The organism is Streptomyces sp. NPDC006487, assembly GCF_042870555.1.
Classification (GTDB): Bacteria; Actinomycetota; Actinomycetes; order Streptomycetales; family Streptomycetaceae; genus Streptomyces.
The window spans coordinates 53391-71977 of the sequence record NZ_JBIAHN010000002.1; the positions used below are offsets into that span (position 1 = coordinate 53391).

Genomic DNA, 18587 nt, shown 5'->3' on the forward strand with positions numbered 1-18587 from the left:
TCGCGCCGTGCATGGTTGCTAGCTTCGCAGGATGACTGCTGAGACATTCGGCGATGCTGTCCGCGCCCGGCTGCAAGCCCCCAACATCTGGTACGTCGGCACCGTATTCGCCGACGGATCACCGCAGGTCAGCCCGATGTGGGTGGATCTCGAGGGCGAGGGGGAGCTGACGTTCACCACCTCGGTGGGTCGGGTGAAGGAGGAAAACCTGCGCCTCGACCCCCGCGTCTATCTCTCGCACGCGGACGCCACCGATCCCTTCGACCGAGTACAAATCAGAGGTGTGGTGGCCCGCTTCATCGAGGGCCAGGAGGCGCACGATCGGATGGACCGGCTGGCACGCAAGTACCTGGGCATCGAGCGCTACGAGTGGATCATGCCCGGGGAGCAGCGAGTCTCGGTGATCGTGCGCCCGATCAAGGTGCGGCACATCGTAGGAGTGGAGCGATTCCGGCCTGGCGGCCCCGTCCCTGCTCCGTGACCGACACACCTGCCATGGCCCCCACGTCCCGGCCTCGCGGAGATCCCCCAGCAACCCGCCCCTCACACAAAGGAGTTCCGGCGTAGGCGGCCGGCCGCGTCCCTCAAGCGCGGCCTGGAGGCCGCCGGGTACGCAGTGGACGTCGCCCGCGACGGCAGGACCGGATCGTTGGTTGATGTGTGTCGTTGACTGACGCGCAGTGGGCGCGGATCGAGCCGTTGCTGCCGGACCGGACACCTCGGCGGGGTGGGCGGTGGAGGGATCACCGGCAGGTGATCGACACGATCGCGTTCAAGTACCGCACCGGGACTCCGTGGATGGATCTGCCCGACAGATTCGGCAGGCCCCGGACTCGGCCCGTGACCGTGCTGGCCGACAAGACCTATTCGTCCCGCGCGATCCGGGAGCACCTGCGCAGACGCGGGATCCGAGCCGTGATCCCGCACCCCTCGGACCGGATCGCCAACCGCAAACGCCTCGGGCGCCAGGGAGGCAGACCGCCCGCATGCGACAAGGCCGCCACCATCTACCGGGCAGCCCTCCACCTCGCGGCCATCCACATCTGGGCCGCGAGGTGATCCCGAAGAAACGGCCTGGGGCGAGACGGGTCAGGTCGAGCTGTGGGGGCCGAGGTCGAGGAGGACGGCTGCCAGTTGCCCGGCGGTGAGGCCCGGCACGGGCAGGGCCGATGGAGGGCGCGTGCCTGCGCGCAGGCCGTCCAGGAACAGGGTCAGTTGGCGGCGCCAAGCATGCGGCGGGCCCGCGGCTTCGAGGGAGGGGACGGAGCGGCCCAGTGTGGCCAGGCTCATGAGCACGTCCTCGACCGTGACGTCGGGGCGCATCGTGCCGTCACGCTGGGCGCGGTCCACCAGTAGGGCGATCGTCTGGTGGTTGTGGACGTGGACTGCGTCGAGGGAAGTCACGCCCTCGACCGGGGTGGTCATGAGGTCGTTGATGCCGCGGTCCGCTGCCAGCACCGTGAAGACCGCCTCCAGGTAGCGGGCCAGCCCCTCCCAGGGGTCGCGGGCGGTGCGGGCTTCCTCCCCGGCCGCGACCGTTCCCTGGAGCGCGTCCTGGAAGACCGCGTCGATCAGGGCGGCGCGGGTGGGGAAGTGCCGATACAGGGTGGCGTTCCCGACGCCGGCCCGGCGGGCGATCTCGTCGAGAGGGACTTCCAGGCCCTGGGCGGCGAAGGCCTTGCGCGCGGTTGCCAGCAGCAGCTCGCGGTTGCGCCGCGCGTCACGCCGTAGCGGCGCGGGCCGTTCGGTGCCAGGGGTCACACTCTCACTCCTTGTGGTGTTCGTGCCCACGCGCGCACGCCGGTGGCGGGGCGTCGGTCAGATACGGATGCTAGCGCCCCGGGTGACGGCGTCACCCGGGAGCCTCCGCGACCAGCGCACCGGCAGGGTAGCGAGGCCCCTGAGCATGGTCCCCGGGCGGCGTACCAGGGAGTCCGGCTCGACGGCCAGAGCCAGGTCCGGGAGGCGGCGCAGCAGGGTCTCCACGGCGATCCGCCCTTCGAGGCGGGCGAGGGGCGCGCCCAGGCAGTGGTGGATGCCGTGGCCGAAGGCGAGGTGTCCCCGGACGGTACGGCGGATGTCGAAGCGGTCGGGATCGGCGAAGTGCTCGGGGTCGCGGGAAGCTGCGGCCAGGGAGAGCATCACGCTGTCGCCGGCCGCGATGCGGACGCCCGCGATCTCCACAGGTTCCGCGGCGAACCGGAAGGCCGCGGCGGTGACGGGACCGTCGTGGCGGAGCATCTCCTCGACCGCGCCGTCGAGAAGACCGGGATCCGCGCGCAGCGCGGCGAGTTGGTCGGGGTGGCGCAGCAGGTTCAGGACACCGCCCGAGATGAGGTTGACGGTGGTCTCGTGCCCCGCGACGAGCAGCAGGAATGCCATGCCGAGCAGTTCCTCGGGAGAGAGTGCGTCCGGTGCGGCGGAGGCCCGGACCAGGGCGCTCATCAGGTCCGGGCCGGGATCGCCGGCCTTGGCTGCGATGAGCGCGGCGAAGTACGCGCTCATCTCGCCAGCGGCGGCGCCCGCCGCGGCGGGCGATGACGGCGCGACGAGTTCAGTCGACCAGGTGTGGAAGTGGTGCTGGTCGGCGGCAGGAACTCCGAGCAGTTCGCAGATGACGGTCAGCGGCAGCGGCAGGGCGTAGCCGGCGACCAGGTCCGCGGCGGCACCGGCAGACGGGAAGGCGTCGAGGAGGCCGTCGGCGATCCGCTGCACGCGGGGCCGCATCGCCTCGATCCGCCCGGCGGTGAACTCGCGGGCGACGAGGGCACGCAAGCGGGTGTGCTGCGGAGCGTCGGTCTGCAGCATGTTCAGCCCGATGGCGTTGCCGCCGTCACTTTCCCACCTCGCGGAGTGCCGTATGTCGTTGCGCAGCCGGGGGTCCGTCAGCGCGGCGCGCACCTCGTCGCGGCCGAGAACGAGCCAGACGTCACCGCTGGCGGGGATGTGGACACGGTGCACGCGGCCCTGATCCCGCAAGGCGGCGTAGACGGGGTAGGGGTCGGCGGTGAAGTCGGTTCCGGCGGGCGCGAGTTGGTCAAGAGTCGGTGTCGGGGCAGGCATGCGGGGACCTTCGCTTTCAGCAGGTCGGAGGGGCGGGATGTCTGGTTCGCGGGATGTCGGTTCGCTTGGACGGCGTCGCTTCATGGATGGGATGGGGGGGTGTCCCTGTGTGAAGCGACGCCGGTCCTCCGGTCGGGGCGGTGGGCGGGCGGAGACGGGGAGTCGGCGGGGCCTGGTGGGCAGGGTGGCGGCGCCGGCTCGCGTCGGCGGATCCGAGCGGTCAGGCAGGGGTCGGCAGGGTGACCTGTGTGCCGGCGCACTGGAGGAGGCCGTCGCCCCGGCCCAGGCTGAGGCACTGCGCGCCGAAGACCTGGTTGAGCACGGCGGGCCGATCGTCCGCGATCAGGCTGAGCACGGTGTCGGCCGCCCGGGCCCCCATCGGCATCGCCGCCTGGCAGCTCATCCGCGGCGGCGGGCCCGACGGGGCCGCCGAGTCGCAGGCCGCGACGGTCCGGCCGTCATCCGCACTGATCAGCGTCTCGTCGGTCAGTAGACGGCCATCGGCATCGGTGCTCAGCCCGCTGCGCAGGGCCAGGTCCGGGACGGCGAAGCCGACGGCCCATAGGGTCAACCCGCTCGGCACCTCACGGCCGTCGGCGAGCGACACGGCGTCGCGGGTCACGGCCGTCACCCGCGTTCCGGCGCCTTCGAGCACGGTCACCCCGAGCTTCGCGAGCCGTCGTGCGACCGAGCGTCGGCCGCGGGGGTGGAGGGTACGGGCCGAGGGCTCCGCCGCAGACCAGGGTGACGGCGCGGCCCTCGCCCGCCAGTTCGGCGGCGGTCTCGATTCCGCCGGGACCCCCTCCGACCACCGTCACCACCGCCGAAGCCGATGCGGCCTCCAGGACCGGCGCCAGCCGGGCGGCCTCTGCCAAGGTGGCGAGCGGGCGGGCGAACTCGGCGGCTCCGGGGACCTCCGGGACGGCGCTGCCGCTGTCGACCGCGTGGACGAGGTAGTCGTGGCCCAGCGTCCTGCCGTCCGTGAGGGCGAGGGTGCGGCCGGCCGCGTCGATTCGAGTGACGGTGTCCACGACCAGCCCGACGCGGTCGGCCAGCACGTCCTCGTACGCGACGACCGCCGTGTCCGTCCCTCCGGCCAGTTGGTGCAGCCGGATCCGGTGGACGAACGAGGAGCGCGGGGTGACGAGGGTGACGTGTGTGTCGCCGCGCCGGGTCAGGCGGTTGGCGGCCATGACGCCCGCGTATCCGCCACCGATCACTACGGCGTTCGTGCTGCTGTTCATGATCACACTCCGCTTCGGAGTCGCGGCGGAAGGGGCCGCGAGGGTGACTGTCCTTACGTGTCGGTGCTTGGCGGTTCTGGGTGATGCCTGTCGGTGCCTGCCACGGGGAGGCCCGCCCGTCGGAGGCGGACACCGTTCAATGCGTCAGCCGGCCCAGACCGCGCGGACGGCGTCCGCGCACGAGGCTGCCTGGATACGGCCGGACCGGGCGGCAGCGGCCCGGCGGGTCTGGTCGAGCATGTTGCGGCCGAAGACCTTCCGCGCCGCACGATCGGGGGTGAGGACCGCCACCAGCGCCCCGTCCGCGACGAGTTCCGCACCTTGCACGATGGCGCTCGGGTGCGGGCCGACGGCTTCGGGAATCGGAGCGATGGCGACGACGCGGCCGGCACCGCGGGCGAGATGCACGTTGGCCGTCGAACGACTGCCTCCGTCCATCCACCGGCGTCCGGCCGCCGATACGGGCGGCCAGACCACGGGCACGGCGCAGCTCGCCGCCACCGCCTCGGGGAGGGTCAGGGGTGAGCCGGAGTCGAAGGCGACCAGCTCTCCATCGGCCGCGTCCACTGCCGTCACCCTCAGGTCCGCCTCCGCGGGCCAGTCGGATATTCCACGCAGGAGTACGGCGACCGCCTTGTGGACGTCCGACTCGGGGACAGTACGGGAGGCCAGCGCAGCCCGCCCGAGACGCCGGACGGATCGCTGCGGATCTCGCGACCCGAGTGCGGCCCGCAGGAAGCGGACAGTCTGGCGCAGCGTGACGGTGACGTCGATCTCCAGGGCTCCGTCGAGTTCTTCGCGGTACATCTCCTCCGCGCGAACGCCGGAGGTGAGCCGTGCGCCGATCACGGAGCCGGCGGAGGTTCCGATCGTGACGTCGGCGCCGGAGAGGTCGAGGCCCTTCTCGGCCAGCCCGGCCAGCATCCCGACCGTCCATGCGAAACCGACCGCTCCCCCGCCACCGAGCACCAAGGTCGTGCTGGTCATGGTCTCTCTCCCCCCGAACCACAAACGGGGAGCCATCCCCGTTTCCTGACGAGCAAGACGGTAGCACGGAAAGCAGGGAGAACTCCCCGTTTCCCGCACCGGCCGGGCCGCCCCAACGCCACCCGGCCGGCCCAAGGCGGGTTTCTTCCTTGCCCCGCAGGGGCCGGCCTCGGCGCGAAGCGCCTTCAAAGGAACCCGGGAGCGAAGCAACCTGCCCGAGGGCAGCGCCTTTGACCCGCCCGTGCCCGAAGGCACACAGGGGGCGGGCCAGCCCGCAGGGCCGTCCACCCCCCGGCGGACCAACGGTGTGGGCGGGGGTGCTCCCGGTGGGGCTGTCCCTACTCCTGGGGGGTCTCCCGGCGGCGGTGACGGTGAAGCACCTGCGCCGCGTCCACGCACAGCGCCCTAGCGAGCCTGTTCAAGGATCAGACCCAGGGTCGACTGCGTGATCGACAACGAGCACGTCGGGTACAGCTAGCACGTCACCTGGCTCGACCTCGACAAGCCGAGCCTCTGGCTAAGGTAGCGGCCCGCGGCCGAGGGCCCGGGTCCCTCCGCGCGCTCCGTAGCGGCGCTGGCCTGCGCCGAGTCGTCCGCCATCTACGCTGCTCAGTTCTCCAAGTGGCACGCTCATCCGCCAACTGAAGTACTCAGTCATGCTCACGTTCTGTGATTTAGCGCCGTAGTTGGCCCCGCCGGACAACTAGAACGCCAATCCCCGCACGCCGTTGACCTGCCGACATGCCACAGAGGGCCGATATGGGCGGTCCATGCTTCAGGAAGTCGACGGCGGAGGCGAGGCCGGCGGTCAGGTCGTCGGGGAGGCCCCCGTGAGTGACATCCAGGCTCGGACCGTCTCCTGGTGCGAGCCGTTCGCTGTGCTCGCGGCCACTGTCTCGGCGTGCTCGATGGAGCATGGTGCTCCTGCGCGGGTGAGCAGGACGAGTGGCCACCCGGGTCCCGTGCCGACGGGTTCTCCGTCGAAGGGCGTCCACTCCCAGGGGCCGTCGAACCGCCATGCCCGTCCAGTGGCGTCGGCGACCTCGTCGCCCAGGTCGAGGTGGGCGTACGGCCGCATCAACAGTTCAAAGTCGAAGGGGATCCCGTCGTCGGGATGAATGGTGTACCCCGAGCCATCGAGATGGCTCCCATCCGGATACTCGCGGTAGGACACCCCGCGGCGCAGCACCGCCACCGTCTGAGACGGGCGGGGCAACCAGCCCGTCTCAAGGGGCGGGTCATGGTGACCGACGGCCGTCACATGCACCACGGTCGGTGGCACTCCAACCCGGCAGATGTCTCCTGCCTTCAGATGTTGGGGCGGCGGTTCGGTACGGAACAGTTCCGCCTGCACGTCAGGCGCGACGCACTCGCCAGCGTCCACGCCCAGGGCAACGACGCCGTTCCAGTGGAAGGAGTCACTGTCGCTGTCGATTTCCCACCAGGGCCAGTACACGGACACGTAGTCCCAGGTCACGCCCTGCTCAACTCGGGCCGGCGTGAAGGAGCAGGCGACCGACAACACGTCGCCGACCCGGAAGTCACGCGCATCCGCATCCATCATCGGGCCAGGGTAGAGGGGCCTCTTCGCGTCCCGGCGAAGGCCTACCCAGCGGGCTGACCCGGGCGCGGGGCCGGGCACGACGTGCACCGGGGCCAACAAGAACGCGCAGGGGCCAGCTAACACGCTCAATCCCGGATGCCTCTGACCTGAGCGCTCGCGGGGCGTTGCATGATCTTCAGGCCGCGTCGTCTCGTTTTCGTTCGATGGCGGCGAGGTGGTTCCGAGGCGGTAGCTCGGGCCGTTGATGGAGACGGGCAGGGGGCTCCCAGCAGCGGCTATTGCACCGCTCTTCCTGGTAAGGCTTCCGGGAGACTCGCTCAGGCAGGTACGGGTGCCACCCGGACGGAGTGACGGCAACCGCTGTCCGCCCGCCGGGCGGCAGCCGGCCGGCCCGGTCATTACTCCTCGTCGGGATAGCCCCACTCAATCTTCCCGCTCGCAGCGGAAGTCACCTCAGCAACAGTCGCCGCGAAGAGCCCTTCGAAATGCGGGCGCCACAGGTAGAAACGGCTGATCCCGAGAGGAAAGTCGGATTCGCCGGACACGAAGAACGCGCCGTCGTCGTCGACCGCCACCCCCAACGACACCTGGAGGACAAGGGACTCCTCACGCAGCAGCTCCTCCAGAGCCCGGACGATCTCCCAGGCCTGCGGCTCATCTCTGACACCGGTAACGGTGAAGGCAAGATCAATGTTGACCGACATGGAAGAAGAGTAGAAGGCACCACCGACAACGCCGGACGACGCCCTGTCACATGACACCAACCGCCGGCGGGAACCCCTCGGGACGGGCTCTCATCGTCGTGAATGACGGCCTCCGGGCCCAGCCGGCCACGGGTGGGGCCGTGCCGGTCAGCGGCATCAAGTGCCCTTTGCCCCATTGCCCCATTGCCCAGGATTGCTGGTGATCGATCTCCCGGTCCCTGCCGGCCACCGCGGTGGACGGGGTACTGATGGCGTAGAGGGGCTGACGGCAGGAGGGTTGGGGACAGGGAGAGGACGACCCCACCCTCGTCTGCCCGATGCGTTTGAGGATGCGTCAGGCTGGCGGGGGCGGGGGCGCCTTCCGTGTTCGGGGGACGGGGGTCGGCCGGCCCTGGTGTGCCCGGGCGTTGTGCCGGGCTCGGTGTTATGAGCTCGTCTGGGGCGGGCAGGTCTTCCAGGCGAACTGGTAGACCGTGTTGATGCTGCCGTCGGTCGAGTCCATGGCCATGAAGCTGACGGGGTCCGCAGAGCCGTTCCTGGTCGCGGTGCGCAGCTCGGTGTTGATGTTGAAGTTGCGCTGCGCACCGCAGGGGGCGAAGACGAGGGCTTCGACTTCGACCTGGTCCGAGGCCTGCCAGTTGTCGGTAAGGGGGCCGCTGAAGGCGTGGGTCATGCGGTACGTCTGGGGGTAGCCCTGGAAGTAGTAGCCGGCCTGCTGGATGCCGGTGGCCCTGTGGCCCAGGGATGCAAAGCCGCGGTAGTCGGCGCTGGCGATGGCGTAGGTGTATCCCTGGGGGACGTTGACCCTGAGGGCGATCTGGCAGTTCTTGCGGGAGTCTGCGGGCTTGCTGCTGCCGCCGGCCTGGGCGAGGTACTCGCTGTAGGTGATGGTGAAGGCGGTGTTGTCCGGTGCCACGGACACGGCGGCGCTGCCGGGGCGGCAGCCCGATCCGTTCACGGTGGCCACGCTGATGGTGATCCTTCCCGGGGGCGGCGGCGTGAAGGGTTCAGTCGCGGACGAGGGGGCGGTCGTCCCGGCCAGCAGCAGGGACGCGGCGGCCGTGGCGGTCCCGGCGCTCAGGATTCTGATCATGTCGTTCTCTTCTCGGTCGGCTGGGGAAGAGGTGTAGCTGGGGTACGTGGAGCAGCTGCACGGTCCGCGACCTTGGTCGGGCGTGGCAGGTGCCGGCTCGGGTCAGCCCTGCGCCGGGGCGGGGATCAGCTCCGGGGCGGCGCTGTCCGCGCGGAGGGCCGGGGGCGGCGTGTCCGGTGTCGTGGCCGGCGCGTAGTAGTGGTGGCCGGACCAGACGTTTCCTCCCACCCAGGCGTGCTGGGAGGGGCTGTACTGCCAGCCGCCGGCCATGGTGCCGTACCAGCCGTTGCCGCACGGCATGGCGCCGGAGGCGGTCCTGATCGGAACCATCGCCTCCACCTGGCGTGCGGGCGCACTGTTCGTCATGCGGCCGGAGGTCCTGCACAACTGCCAGGTTCGCGTGAGGTCGTCCCACTTGTAGAGGTAGGCGGTCGCCGTCAGGTACCCGGCCGGCCGCTGGTCCGGCTGTCGACACGACCCGATCGGGGAGTTCTTCCACGACTCGACCGTGGAGGAGCCGAAGGCGGCGGTCCGCTCCGTGGCCGGGGTGGCTATGGCTGCCTTGCTGTAGGTGCACTCCTGCGGACCGCGGTAGGTCCAGGCTCCCGCGTCTGCCGCCGAGGCCGGGAGCGCGGTGGCCATCGCGACCGCGCAGGCGGCGGTGGTGACGGTGGCGGCGCGCAGGCTCAGGGCTGACGAAAATCGTGCACGGACGCTCATGTCATTCCTTTCGCTGCGAGGAGGCGACCCCATTGTCACCTCCTGCATTCGCATTTCGAGCGTCACCGTCGCACCGGGTCACCCATGCGTCAACAGACCAGAAACGGCCAGGGAAATGTTCATGACCCCCTCTGCATTCCGGGTAATTTCCAGCCAGTGATGCACTTCGAAATACATCTTCTAAATGGCTGCCGAAAGTCGGTCGCGGGTGCCGGAAATGCATGCTTGCGCATCCGACACAAGGGATTCGGTATGAATTTCAACGACTTTTTCCGCCGGTGGCCGCTGAAGGTCATGAGCAGTGGAATCCGGGGGCGGCCGGCCGCGGGGGCGGCCCCTGAGCGGGCGGCCGGCGTACGGGCCGGCGCGTCCGCGCGGCGCCGGCGGCGAGCCGGTCGGAGCCTGATCGCGAGGGAGGGGGTACAGGCCACAACGGCCCCGCGGAGCACGGTCGGCGGGCGGTCTGGCGCGGCCGGCTCCCCGTCACTCGGTGGCCCGCGCGCGGCGCGCCGTGGCCGTATGCGGGGGTGCCGGGGGCACTACCGGCCAAGGTCTGGCCGAACCCCGGCCTGGCCGGCATCTACCGGGCCCTCGCCGAACACGAGAAGCGCCAGGAGTACCCGGAAGCCGCCGAAGCAGCACAGGCCGCCTTCGCCGCCCTCTGGACCGGCTGACAGTGAATCGACGTTCAAGATCATCTCAGTGCCCGTTTTGCACGCCCCTTGGCCAGACCCGTGAATGCCCGTGGGGGTATGGAAACCGAAGTGTCTTCAGTAGGAACCCCGAGGTTCGCCGCCGTGCTGCGAGGGGCGCGAGGGCTACCGCGCCGTGCGGGCCGAGCTCCGCGGCCGCCACCCCCGCCGCCCGTGGCCGGAGGACCCGGCTGCGGCCGAGCCGGCCCCGCGGCTCAACACGCCCGAGCGGGGAGCGCCACGGGCAGCCCGGGGTCAGCCGCCACCCGAGTTGGCCGAGGCCGAACCTCCGGAGAACCAGGTCGAGTGGGACCGCGGCTCCTCGCGCGTGCTGCGCTCGGTGCGCAGCTCCACCACGACCCCACCCGGGCCGAGCAGGGCCTCCAGTGCGTCGGCGAGCCGCTGCGGGTCGCCGCCGAACGGGAGCGGGGCGAGCCGCTCCTGGGCGCCCCGTAGGACGAGTTCCAGCGCGAGCGTGGAGACGGCCGGCTTGCGGTCCCCCTGGTACGGCTCCACCACCTTGTGCGTCAGCCGCACCTCGCGCAGGGTGTCGACGGGCAGCCAGTCGTCCGGCCCGGCGGCCCGGACCAACCGCAGGGACGCGGGCACCCCGGCCGGCGCGAACTCCACCCGCAGGATGTCCCGGGCCCGGGAAAAGGCCATCGCCGGCCAGCCGAGCAGGTACTCCAGCCCGGCGATCACCCCCACCACCACGAACACGGTCGACGCCCGCGCCCCGGCCAACGCCATCCAGAAGGCGACGAGCAGGGTCGGCCCGCCCAGGACGAGCGGAATGAACAGCGCCGGCCCCGCCGAGGTCAGCACGTTCCACACCGGCCCGGCCGGCAAGCCCCCGGCGCGCAGGACCAGATCCGTCGAGTCGGGGCCTTGTCGCAGCAAAGGATCGGTGGCCATGCCTCCAGCGTAGGGCCGGTCCGCAAGAGCGCCTCAACCGCATCCGGCCGATGGGGCACGACTTCTGACGGCCCGTAGCCCACAGTCGGCGGGCGCGGCGGGCTCCCAGGGCTCGGGCGGGAACGCCCTGGCCGAGGTCGGCGATGCCGGCGACGGCCTCGTCGGTCTGCCCGGTCGGACAACACCTTCGTCGTCATCCAGCCCGACGAGGACGACCCGGTCTGGTTCACCTCCGTCGCCGTCCTGGACGAAGGCGGATACGAGGTCGTCCGCCGCGAACACCAAGTCGCCACCGAGAGCATCATTGACCCGATCGCCCGTGACCTCACCATCTGGATGGCCGCCCGCGACTTCCCCGGACGCCCCACCCAGCACTCCAGCAACTTCCAAAACACGTCCCAGTCCGTGTCTTTCGGATCGGACCAGGCTGGGTCACCTCTCAGTGACCTTCGCCCCGACGATCTCACCACCGGACACGGTGTACGTGCCCTCGTACGCCCTCAGCGTGCCGTCCGTCTGGAGCGCGCGGATCAGCACGCGGACCCGGCCGGCGTCCACCGTGTCCGCCGAGCCGAGCGAGATGCTCGCCGTCGTGTCGTACCCCGCCACCCACTTCGCGTAGGAGGTGTGGGCGATGTTCTTGCCGCCGAGCTCCCAGGCGGCGGCGAAGTCCCCGTTCACGAGGTCCCGGTAGTACTCCTCCACCACCTCGCCCGGATCGTCCGGACGGGGCGGGCTCGCCTCGACGGAAGGCTGGACGGGAGGGGTGTACGCCACCGACGGGGCGGCAGACGGAGTGGGCGGGGCCGAATCCGGGGTGGAGGGCGGGACGAGATCCGACGGTGTGGCGGAGCCGCCGCCCGCCCCCGGCGGTAGACCGCCCGGGGCCGCGCCGGCCGCCGCCTCCGCGGGCTCGGGAGCGACGGCGACGAGGACTCCCGCGGTCCCCCCGCCCACGACCACGAGAGCAGCCACCAGCCACGGCAGCCACCGGGGAAGCACCGTGGATCCCACGCGGACGTAACCGGGCCCGGCGCGCCGGGAAGGTGGCATGGTCATCTCCTTCGGACTCCCTCGCTCAGACTTCCTCGCTCACAGACCGCGGATCGCCTCTTCGATCGGCTCCGCGAGGGAGACCAGTGCGGTGAATCCCGTCACCGCGCTCAGGAGCGCCCTGGCGAGCGTCCTCAGCTTTCCCATCCGCGGGTTTTCGCGGGCGAGCTCCTCACGCGCGTCCTGCGCCGTCTCGATCAGATCAGCGCGGTCGGGGTGATCGGAGCGACCGAGTTCATCGATCAGCACGGCGACCAGGTCCCGGATCTCCCCGGGCGATCGCTGCCGCCCGTCGCCGACCCGCGTCTGACCGCTGCTTCGGATCTCAACTCGCGCGTTCCTGCCGCTCGCCACCCCCGACGCGACGACGTTCGAGCCGCCCGTGGCGCTGATCCCGTTGTTGTCCCGCATTCCTCTGCCTGCCCTTCACCTTGCTCAGTCCAACTTCACGCGCGGTAGTTTGCTGCGGACCTTCGACGAGATGCTGGAGTTCTCCCCGGAGGCGACGGAACTGGCGTGGACGCTCGCTCCGTGGCTCGCGATGATCCCGTGATTGATGATCAGTTCCTGCCGTTGCACCAGCTCGTCCGTATGGATTCCATGGGCCTCCGCGAACTCGACGATGGCGTGCAGCACCCTCTTCTCGATGGCCTTGAGGACCATGCCGCTGTCCGCCTCCTGGAAGTAGCGCTGATGGCTCTTGTCGGCGACGTTGCGGCGCACCGTCTGCCGGGCCCCGTAGTCGAAGCGCCGCAGCTGGCTGATCAGCTTGTCCTGGCCGCGGACCCGGAAGTACATCCAGAAATCAGGGGCGAACCCCGCGGTCGCGCGCCAGGGCGAGGCCGCCAGCTCGAACACGGTGGGGACCAGCGTCCCCGCCGCCAGCCGGATCACCTCGAACACGGTCGGGTCGGGCATGAGGGTGTCGACGACCCGGTAGCCGTCGAGCAGGGGGAAGAGCACCGTCGGGGACGCCTCGACGACGAGACTCGAGTCCGAGCGGACGAAGCGGACGAAGAGGGAGGTCACCAGCTCGCCGCCCCAGCCCGTGGAGTGCACCCCGAGGTAGGGGCGGGCCTTCTCCTCCGGCGAGCGCTTGAGCGCGTCCAAGGCGCCGGGCGTGATGGCGGGCACGGGCCGGCCGAGCGGATCGGGGAGGAAGCGCCTGTCCTCCCGGACCGCCGAGCCGTCGACGAAGAGCCGCTCCTCGATCTCCAGACAGGGCAGGCCCAGCCTGGCGAGCCGTCCGGCGACGTGGGCGTAGAGGTCCACCACGTCGAAGTCCCGCGGCTCGACCCCCGGTCGGCTCGGCGAGGTGACGTCGAAGGCCAAGGACCACGAGTCGCGGTCGGATCCGTACCCCGCGAACGGAGAGTAGCCGCTGTAGGTGGTGACGTTCCCCCGGGCGTACTCGCCGATCTCGCGCAGGCGCACGGCCACGCTCGGGCTGATCGGCTCGGGCGCGGCCGCGGGGTCGAAGCTGTCCGGGCGCAGAGCCTGCATCGACCGGCCGTACTTGGTGGAGAGCTCGAACGAGAACACCGTCACCCAGGCGAGGAGCAGCATCAGCAGAGTGATCCACGGCACCCCCACCCACAGGTGGAAGACGAGGAGGAGTAGCAGCAGGACGGCGAGCAGGATGTCCCGGCCGTGTCTGCGGGCGTTCGCACGATACGCGTGCCTGAGCACGACGGGCACGTCGCACGCCGGGGCCGCGGCCACGCCCAGATGCGGCTCGGCGGCCACACCCTTGACGAGGGACCTCGCGTACTCGCGATGCAGGTACACGGCCGCGCACAGGTACCTGGTCACGTCCCGGCTTCCGCCCCATGCAGGCACCGCGGTGCGGCGTACGGCGGCCGAACCTGTCATGACGCCCCCTCGATTTCCGGCCATTTCGCTTTCACGTGCGCACCATGAGCCTTGCCAAGCGTGATCGGGGGCGCTGCAATGCCGATGAAATTTCGATGATGCGAGCGAAACGCCGATGCGTGTGAGACGAGGATGCGAGTGGACGGGGAATCTCCGCAGCGGCTCCGGATCGAGCTGCTCGGTCCGGTCCGGGCCTGGCGAGGAACGACGCCGCTGGACCCGGGACCCGTCCGGCGACAGGCCGTCCTGGCCGCGATGGTCCTGCGGGCGGGCAGCGAGATCAGCCATGAGGACCTCCTCGACGGGGTGTGGGGCTCGGCCCCGCCGGGATCCGGCCACCGGGTCCTGCCGAGCTACGTCTACGCGCTACGCAAAGCCCTCGACCCGGAGGGCACGGCGTACGAGGATTCGGTGATCCGCAGCAGCCAGGGCCGGTACGGCATGGCGATGGAGCGGATCAGCGTCGACGTGACCGAGATGGCGGGACTGCTCCGGGACGCACGGCGCGCGAAGGAGTCCGGTGACCTGGCCACCGCGATGGCCGGATTCACCGGTGCGCTCGCGCTGTACCGGGGAGAGCCCCTGGCGGGGCTGCCGGGGCCGCTCGTACAGGCGGAGCGGCGGCGGCTGGCGGACCGGCGGCGCACGCTCGAATCGGATCGGCTCGAATGCCTTGTCCTGTCGGGCCGGACCGGCGAGGCCCTGGACGGTCTGGCCGCCCTGACGGCCGCCGAGCCGTACGACGAGGCGGTCCTGGCCCTGCACATGCGGGCCCTGTACGCCAACGACCGCCAGGCCGAGGCGCTGAACGCCTACCAGAGCATGCGCGAGCGGCTGCGCGACGAGCTCGGGGTCAGCCCCGGGGACGCACTGGGCCAGGTGTACGAAGCGGTGCTGCGCCGCGACGACGAGCTGCTCCTCGGCCCGGAGGCGGCCCGAACCGCCGCCCTGACCGCCGCCGCCCTGATCGCCGCCGGTCCGGCCACCGTCCCCCTACCGCCCCGCCCCCGTCGCCCCGTCAACGAATTGCCGGGCATCACCGGTGTTCTCATCGGGCGGGAGCGCGAACGGGCGCTGCTGGCGGCCCCCCTCCCGCCCGGCTCCGTGGGGGTCGTGACCGTCGACGGCATCGCCGGGATCGGCAAGACCGCCCTCGTCGTCCGTACGGCCCGGGAACTGCGCTCCCGGTATCCGGACGGCTGTCTCTTCGTCGACCTGCGCGCCCACAGCCCGGGGCGCCAGAAGCTCTCGCCGCAGCGGGTGCTGCGGCGACTGCTGCGCTCGATCGGCGCGGCCGACAGCGAGGTTCCCGCCGATCTGGACGAACTCACCACCGCCTGGCGGGCAGTGACCGAATCGCTGCGGCTGCTCCTTGTACTGGACGACGCCGTGGGCAGTGCCCAGATCCGGCCATTGCTCCCCGCCGGACCGGGCAGCATGGTGATCGTGGCCAGTCGGCAGCGGCTGGCCGGACTGGACGCCGACCGGCGCGTCACGCTGGAGCCCCTGGAGGCGGGAGAGGCCCAGGCCCTGCTCGGGCAGCTCGTCGGGGAGGAGCGCACGGCCGCGGAGCGGACGGCCGCGCGCGAACTGGCGAGGCTGTGCGGAGGACTGCCGCTGGCGCTGCGCATCGCCGGGACGCGGCTGCAGACCCGCCCCGCCTGGACCGTCGCCCATCTGGTGAGCCGTATGACGGACGACGATCACCGGCTCGGTGAACTCCGTGCCGGGGACCGAAGCCTGGAGGCGGCCTTCCGCCTGTCGTACGACCAGCTCGCCCCCGCGCAGCAGCGGGCGTTCCGCACGCTGGGCCTGACACCGACGAGCGAGTTCGACGCCCTCACGCCGGCGGTCATGCTGGGCCGGCCGGCGCGCGACGCCGAGCAGATCATGGAGGGCCTGGTCGACATGAGCCTGGTGCAGCAGCCCCGGCCGGGCCGCTACCGGCTGCACGACCTGGTACGGGTCCACGCCCGGCGGCTCGCGGAGGCCGCCCCGGCCGAAGCGAGGGCGGCGCGCACCGCCGTGCTCCGCCTCTACGTGGACGCGGCCCGCACCGCGAGCGATTGGGGCTCCACCGGCTTCCCCACCGGACCGCCCGCGACGGGGGTCTTCGCGGACTGGGCCGACGCGAGTGCCTGGCTGAACGCCGCAGACCCGGAACTCGCCGACGTCGTCGGCCACGCGGCGGGCCTCGGCGAGGCCGACCACGCCTGCTGGATCGCCGAGGCGCTGACCGACCACTTCATCCGCCGGGGCCGCTTCCACGAAGGCCGCACGGCCTTGAAGACCGCCCTCCCCCAGGCGGACCGGGCCACCGACCGGCGGATGGCGCCCGCTCTGCGCAACTGCCTGGGGATCGTCGACATCCACCGGGGCGACGCCGAACGGGCGCGCGCGACCTTCGCCGAAGCCCTGCGTCTGAGCCGCCGCGGCGGGAACCGGCACGAGGAGGCCCGGGCCCTGAGCGGGATCGGGACCGCCGAGCTGAACGCGGGCCGGCCGGAGGAGGCCATCGCCCCCCTCACCGCGGGGGTCGAACTGGCCCGGCGGCTGGAGGACGACTGGCTCGTGGCGATGGCCCTCTGCGTGCTCGGGACCGTCCATCACACCCGGGGGCGGACCCGGGACGCGCTCCGCTGCTTCGCCGAGGCTACCGTCCACGCCGAGGCGAACGGGCGGCCCACCATGATCAGCAGGGCCCTGACCTGCGCCGCCGAAGTCCACCTCGGCCTCGGTGGGTTCACCGAGGCCAAGGAGCTCCTGGGCCGGGCGGCGCAGCTCGTCCAGCAGGCCGGCGACATCCCCTTGACCGCGATCACGCTGAGCATGATGGGTACGGCGGAGCTGGGCGCGGGGAACCTGGACGCGGCCCTGGCCCACCACCACGACGCCCTCTCCCGCCTCCAGTCGCTGTCCCCGCTGAACGAGCCCCACCAGATCCGTATGGAGATGGCGATCCGCAGCAGGCTGGGCCGCGCCTACTCGGCGGCGGGCCGGGTCCGCGAGGCGGGCCAGCAGTTCCGGACGGTCCTCGCGTTCCCCGGCTCCGGCGCGTACCCCGCGGAACGCGCGCTCGCAGTCGCCGGGCTCAGGGACTGCGAGGCCGCGTCCTAGTCCGGCGAATTCAGAAGGAATCGAGGTGGGCGTCCACGTCGGGGTAGCGGGTGACGGATGGCCGGTCGATGATCGTGCCTCGTGCGACGACCATCAGCGGGTCGGTGAATGCCCGGAATCCGTCGAGCGGGTTCGAGCCGAGGACGACCAGATCGGCGGCCTTACCGGGCTCGATCGAGCCCGTGACGTCGTCGAGGCCGAGGATCTTCGCATTGGTCCTCGTAGCGGCGTTCAGCGCTCGTGCCGGGGTGAGCCCGCCGTAGCGGACCACAAGATCCATCTCGCGCCAGGCGTTGTAGTGGGTGACAAAGGTGAGTGCCGAGTCGGTGCCCAGCCCGATGCTGATCCCGTGCTCCTGAGCAGCCTGGATGCCCTGGATCATCTCCTCCAGGACCATCCCGGCGTTCGCCTTGACGGTGTCGTTGATGCCGGTGACCGCCTGATCCAGCTTCACCAACGGAAGGCACGCCTGCAAAGTCGGAATGAGCGCCGACGTCCCGTTCAGCGAGCGCGGATTGTCCAGGAACAGGCCGATGATCTCCGAAGTCATTCCCGCGCCGTGCTCGATCGTGTCGGCACCGGCGCGCAGCGACGCAAGGATGCCCGCCTTGCTCTGGGCATGCGCGGCGACGAGGACGCCGGCGTTGTGGGCCTCCTCGCAGATCGCCGTCATCTCCTCCTCGGTCATTTCCGGTCGCCCGGCCTGACCGATCGTGCGGGCATCGGTCACCCCGCCGGTGGCCGAGATCTTGATCGCCTTGACGCCGTGCCGCAGGTTGAGACGGGTGTTGCGACGGGCCTCCCAGGGCGAGTCCGCGATCAAGGCGATCTGCGGAGCACCGTGGCCTCCGGTCACCGCGAGCAACGGCCCCGACGCGAGCATCCGGGGCCCGAGGTACCTGCCGCGGTCGATCTCATCCGCGACCGCGACGACCTCGTAGGCGACGTCACCCACCGTGCGAATCGTGGTCACACCCGAACGCAGCTGCGTCAGGACGTTGGTCTTCGTGCGCCTTTTGAAGAACCGCCTGCCGACCGGACTGTGCGAGAACAACGAGACCAGTCCCTGCGTGGACTCGTTCAGCAGGATCGCAGGAAGCGGTCTGCCGTCGGAGAACAGATGGGCGTGCGCGTTGATCAGACCGGGGACGACGAAGTGTCCGGCCGTGTCGATGGCTCGGTATCCACCGGGTACGGGCGTCGTCGCAGTGGGCCCGACCTGCTCGATCCCTCCATCGGCGCCCACGACGATGGTCCTGTCCGGCAGCACGGTTCCCTCCGTGTCACCGGTGACGATCGTGGCGTCGGTCAGAGCGAACCGTCCTGCCATGATCAAGCTCCTTGCGACGAGGTTGACCGCATCCGACCGGCCGCCTGCCCGATGGTGAGGCGCTGGACCAGTCGACCTCAGTTTGCAGCCGCCCGCCATCGCAAGAGGCTCCCGTGCCGACCGGTTGCGCCACCGGGACCAGCCGGGCGCCATGCGACCGCGCCTGGGCCGCCCCCGGCCCCGGCCCCGGCGGCCCCTGACGCCCCGCGCCGTCCTTGACCCGCTCGCCCGTG

General features: G+C 71.1%; 15 protein-coding genes and 4 pseudogenes. 6 read left to right on the forward strand and 13 right to left on the reverse strand.

Annotated elements, in window-relative coordinates; genetic code table 11:
* Positions 1-31: 31 nt before the first annotated feature.
* Both ACFYM0_RS02950 and ACFYM0_RS02955 read left to right on the forward strand, forming a co-directional pair.
* Complete coding sequence (locus tag ACFYM0_RS02950; protein WP_388495936.1) at positions 32-481, forward strand: TIGR03618 family F420-dependent PPOX class oxidoreductase; 450 nt, start codon at positions 32-34, stop codon at positions 479-481.
* Positions 482-660: 179 nt separating this feature from the next.
* A pseudogene (locus tag ACFYM0_RS02955) lies at positions 661-981 on the forward strand (transposase); the annotation flags it as partial.
* Between the two features lie 108 nt (positions 982-1089).
* Here ACFYM0_RS02955 and ACFYM0_RS02960 read toward each other — a convergent pair.
* The 8 genes and pseudogenes from ACFYM0_RS02960 to ACFYM0_RS02995 form a co-directional block, all read right to left on the reverse strand.
* Positions 1090-1761 (reverse strand): TetR/AcrR family transcriptional regulator, encoded by a 672-nt coding sequence (locus ACFYM0_RS02960; RefSeq protein WP_388495937.1) that lies wholly within the window; start codon positions 1759-1761, stop codon positions 1090-1092.
* Positions 1762-1818: 57 nt separating this feature from the next.
* On the reverse strand, positions 1819-3063 hold the full coding sequence (locus tag ACFYM0_RS02965; protein ID WP_388495939.1) for a cytochrome P450: 1245 nt from the start codon (positions 3061-3063) through the stop codon (positions 1819-1821).
* 253 nt (positions 3064-3316) lie between these two features.
* Positions 3317-4307: pseudogene (locus tag ACFYM0_RS02970) on the reverse strand (NAD(P)/FAD-dependent oxidoreductase); the annotation flags it as partial.
* A 144-nt stretch (positions 4308-4451) separates the two neighbouring features.
* Entirely contained in the window at positions 4452-5294 is an 843-nt protein-coding gene (locus ACFYM0_RS02975; RefSeq protein WP_388495941.1) for a patatin-like phospholipase family protein, read from the reverse strand.
* An 808-nt stretch (positions 5295-6102) separates the two neighbouring features.
* Entirely contained in the window at positions 6103-6858 is a 756-nt protein-coding gene (locus ACFYM0_RS02980) for a hypothetical protein (protein ID WP_388495943.1), read from the reverse strand.
* A gap of 398 nt (positions 6859-7256) precedes the next feature.
* Complete coding sequence (locus tag ACFYM0_RS02985; protein ID WP_388495944.1) at positions 7257-7562, reverse strand: hypothetical protein; 306 nt, start codon at positions 7560-7562, stop codon at positions 7257-7259.
* A 424-nt stretch (positions 7563-7986) separates the two neighbouring features.
* Positions 7987-8655 carry a DUF4360 domain-containing protein gene (locus ACFYM0_RS02990; protein ID WP_388495945.1) on the reverse strand — a complete coding sequence of 223 codons (669 nt, stop codon included), beginning with the start codon at positions 8653-8655 and terminating at the stop codon, positions 7987-7989.
* Between the two features lie 102 nt (positions 8656-8757).
* On the reverse strand, positions 8758-9375 hold the full coding sequence (locus ACFYM0_RS02995; protein ID WP_388495947.1) for a hypothetical protein: 618 nt from the start codon (positions 9373-9375) through the stop codon (positions 8758-8760).
* Positions 9376-9902: 527 nt separating this feature from the next.
* On the opposite strand from ACFYM0_RS02995, the gene ACFYM0_RS03000 reads away from it, so the two are divergent.
* Both ACFYM0_RS03000 and ACFYM0_RS03005 read left to right on the forward strand, forming a co-directional pair.
* Complete coding sequence (locus tag ACFYM0_RS03000) at positions 9903-10049, forward strand: hypothetical protein (protein WP_388495948.1); 147 nt, start codon at positions 9903-9905, stop codon at positions 10047-10049.
* Between the two features lie 136 nt (positions 10050-10185).
* Positions 10186-10287, forward strand: a pseudogene (locus ACFYM0_RS03005) (ATP-dependent helicase C-terminal domain-containing protein); the annotation flags it as partial.
* A gap of 35 nt (positions 10288-10322) precedes the next feature.
* Here the strand turns inward: ACFYM0_RS03005 and ACFYM0_RS03010 are convergent.
* A complete protein-coding gene (locus tag ACFYM0_RS03010) occupies positions 10323-10982 on the reverse strand; it encodes a hypothetical protein (RefSeq protein ID WP_388495950.1) in 660 nt (219 codons plus the stop codon).
* A 174-nt stretch (positions 10983-11156) separates the two neighbouring features.
* Between ACFYM0_RS03010 and ACFYM0_RS03015 the strand changes: the two are divergent.
* Positions 11157-11369: pseudogene (locus ACFYM0_RS03015) on the forward strand (hypothetical protein); the annotation flags it as partial.
* Between the two features lie 45 nt (positions 11370-11414).
* Here ACFYM0_RS03015 and ACFYM0_RS03020 read toward each other — a convergent pair.
* From ACFYM0_RS03020 to ACFYM0_RS03030, 3 genes are read right to left on the reverse strand one after another with little or no spacing between them, the layout of a single operon-like run.
* Positions 11415-12035, reverse strand: coding sequence for a hypothetical protein (locus tag ACFYM0_RS03020; protein ID WP_388495951.1), 621 nt, complete (start codon positions 12033-12035; stop codon positions 11415-11417).
* Between the two features lie 39 nt (positions 12036-12074).
* Entirely contained in the window at positions 12075-12446 is a 372-nt protein-coding gene (locus ACFYM0_RS03025; protein ID WP_388495952.1) for a hypothetical protein, read from the reverse strand.
* Positions 12447-12470: 24 nt separating this feature from the next.
* On the reverse strand, positions 12471-13847 hold the full coding sequence (locus ACFYM0_RS03030) for a zinc ribbon domain-containing protein (protein WP_388495953.1): 1377 nt from the start codon (positions 13845-13847) through the stop codon (positions 12471-12473).
* Positions 13848-14045: 198 nt separating this feature from the next.
* Here ACFYM0_RS03030 and ACFYM0_RS03035 point away from each other — a divergent pair, with 198 nt between their 5' ends.
* Entirely contained in the window at positions 14046-17024 is a 2979-nt protein-coding gene (locus ACFYM0_RS03035) for a BTAD domain-containing putative transcriptional regulator (RefSeq protein WP_388495954.1), read from the forward strand.
* A gap of 10 nt (positions 17025-17034) precedes the next feature.
* Here ACFYM0_RS03035 and ACFYM0_RS03040 read toward each other — a convergent pair whose 3' ends face one another.
* The gene (locus ACFYM0_RS03040; protein ID WP_388495956.1) at positions 17035-18453 is read right to left on the reverse strand and encodes an amidohydrolase family protein; all 1419 of its coding nucleotides are present in this window, start codon (positions 18451-18453) and stop codon (positions 17035-17037) included.
* Between the last annotated feature and the right edge of the window lie 134 nt (positions 18454-18587).

Coding starts and splice junctions, on each gene's coding strand:
- ACFYM0_RS02950 (WP_388495936.1), top strand. CDS start 32: ATGACTGCTGAGACATTCGGCGATGCTGTCCGCGCCCGGCTGCAAGCC.
- ACFYM0_RS02965 (WP_388495939.1), bottom strand. CDS start 3,063: ATGCCTGCCCCGACACCGACTCTTGACCAACTCGCGCCCGCCGGAACC.
- ACFYM0_RS02975 (WP_388495941.1), bottom strand. CDS start 5,294: ATGACCAGCACGACCTTGGTGCTCGGTGGCGGGGGAGCGGTCGGTTTC.
- ACFYM0_RS02980 (WP_388495943.1), bottom strand. CDS start 6,858: ATGATGGATGCGGATGCGCGTGACTTCCGGGTCGGCGACGTGTTGTCG.
- ACFYM0_RS02985 (WP_388495944.1), bottom strand. CDS start 7,562: ATGTCGGTCAACATTGATCTTGCCTTCACCGTTACCGGTGTCAGAGAT.
- ACFYM0_RS02990 (WP_388495945.1), bottom strand. CDS start 8,655: ATGATCAGAATCCTGAGCGCCGGGACCGCCACGGCCGCCGCGTCCCTG.
- ACFYM0_RS02995 (WP_388495947.1), bottom strand. CDS start 9,375: ATGAGCGTCCGTGCACGATTTTCGTCAGCCCTGAGCCTGCGCGCCGCC.
- ACFYM0_RS03010 (WP_388495950.1), bottom strand. CDS start 10,982: ATGGCCACCGATCCTTTGCTGCGACAAGGCCCCGACTCGACGGATCTG.
- ACFYM0_RS03020 (WP_388495951.1), bottom strand. CDS start 12,035: ATGCCACCTTCCCGGCGCGCCGGGCCCGGTTACGTCCGCGTGGGATCC.
- ACFYM0_RS03025 (WP_388495952.1), bottom strand. CDS start 12,446: ATGCGGGACAACAACGGGATCAGCGCCACGGGCGGCTCGAACGTCGTC.
- ACFYM0_RS03040 (WP_388495956.1), bottom strand. CDS start 18,453: ATGGCGGGCGGCTGCAAACTGAGGTCGACTGGTCCAGCGCCTCACCAT.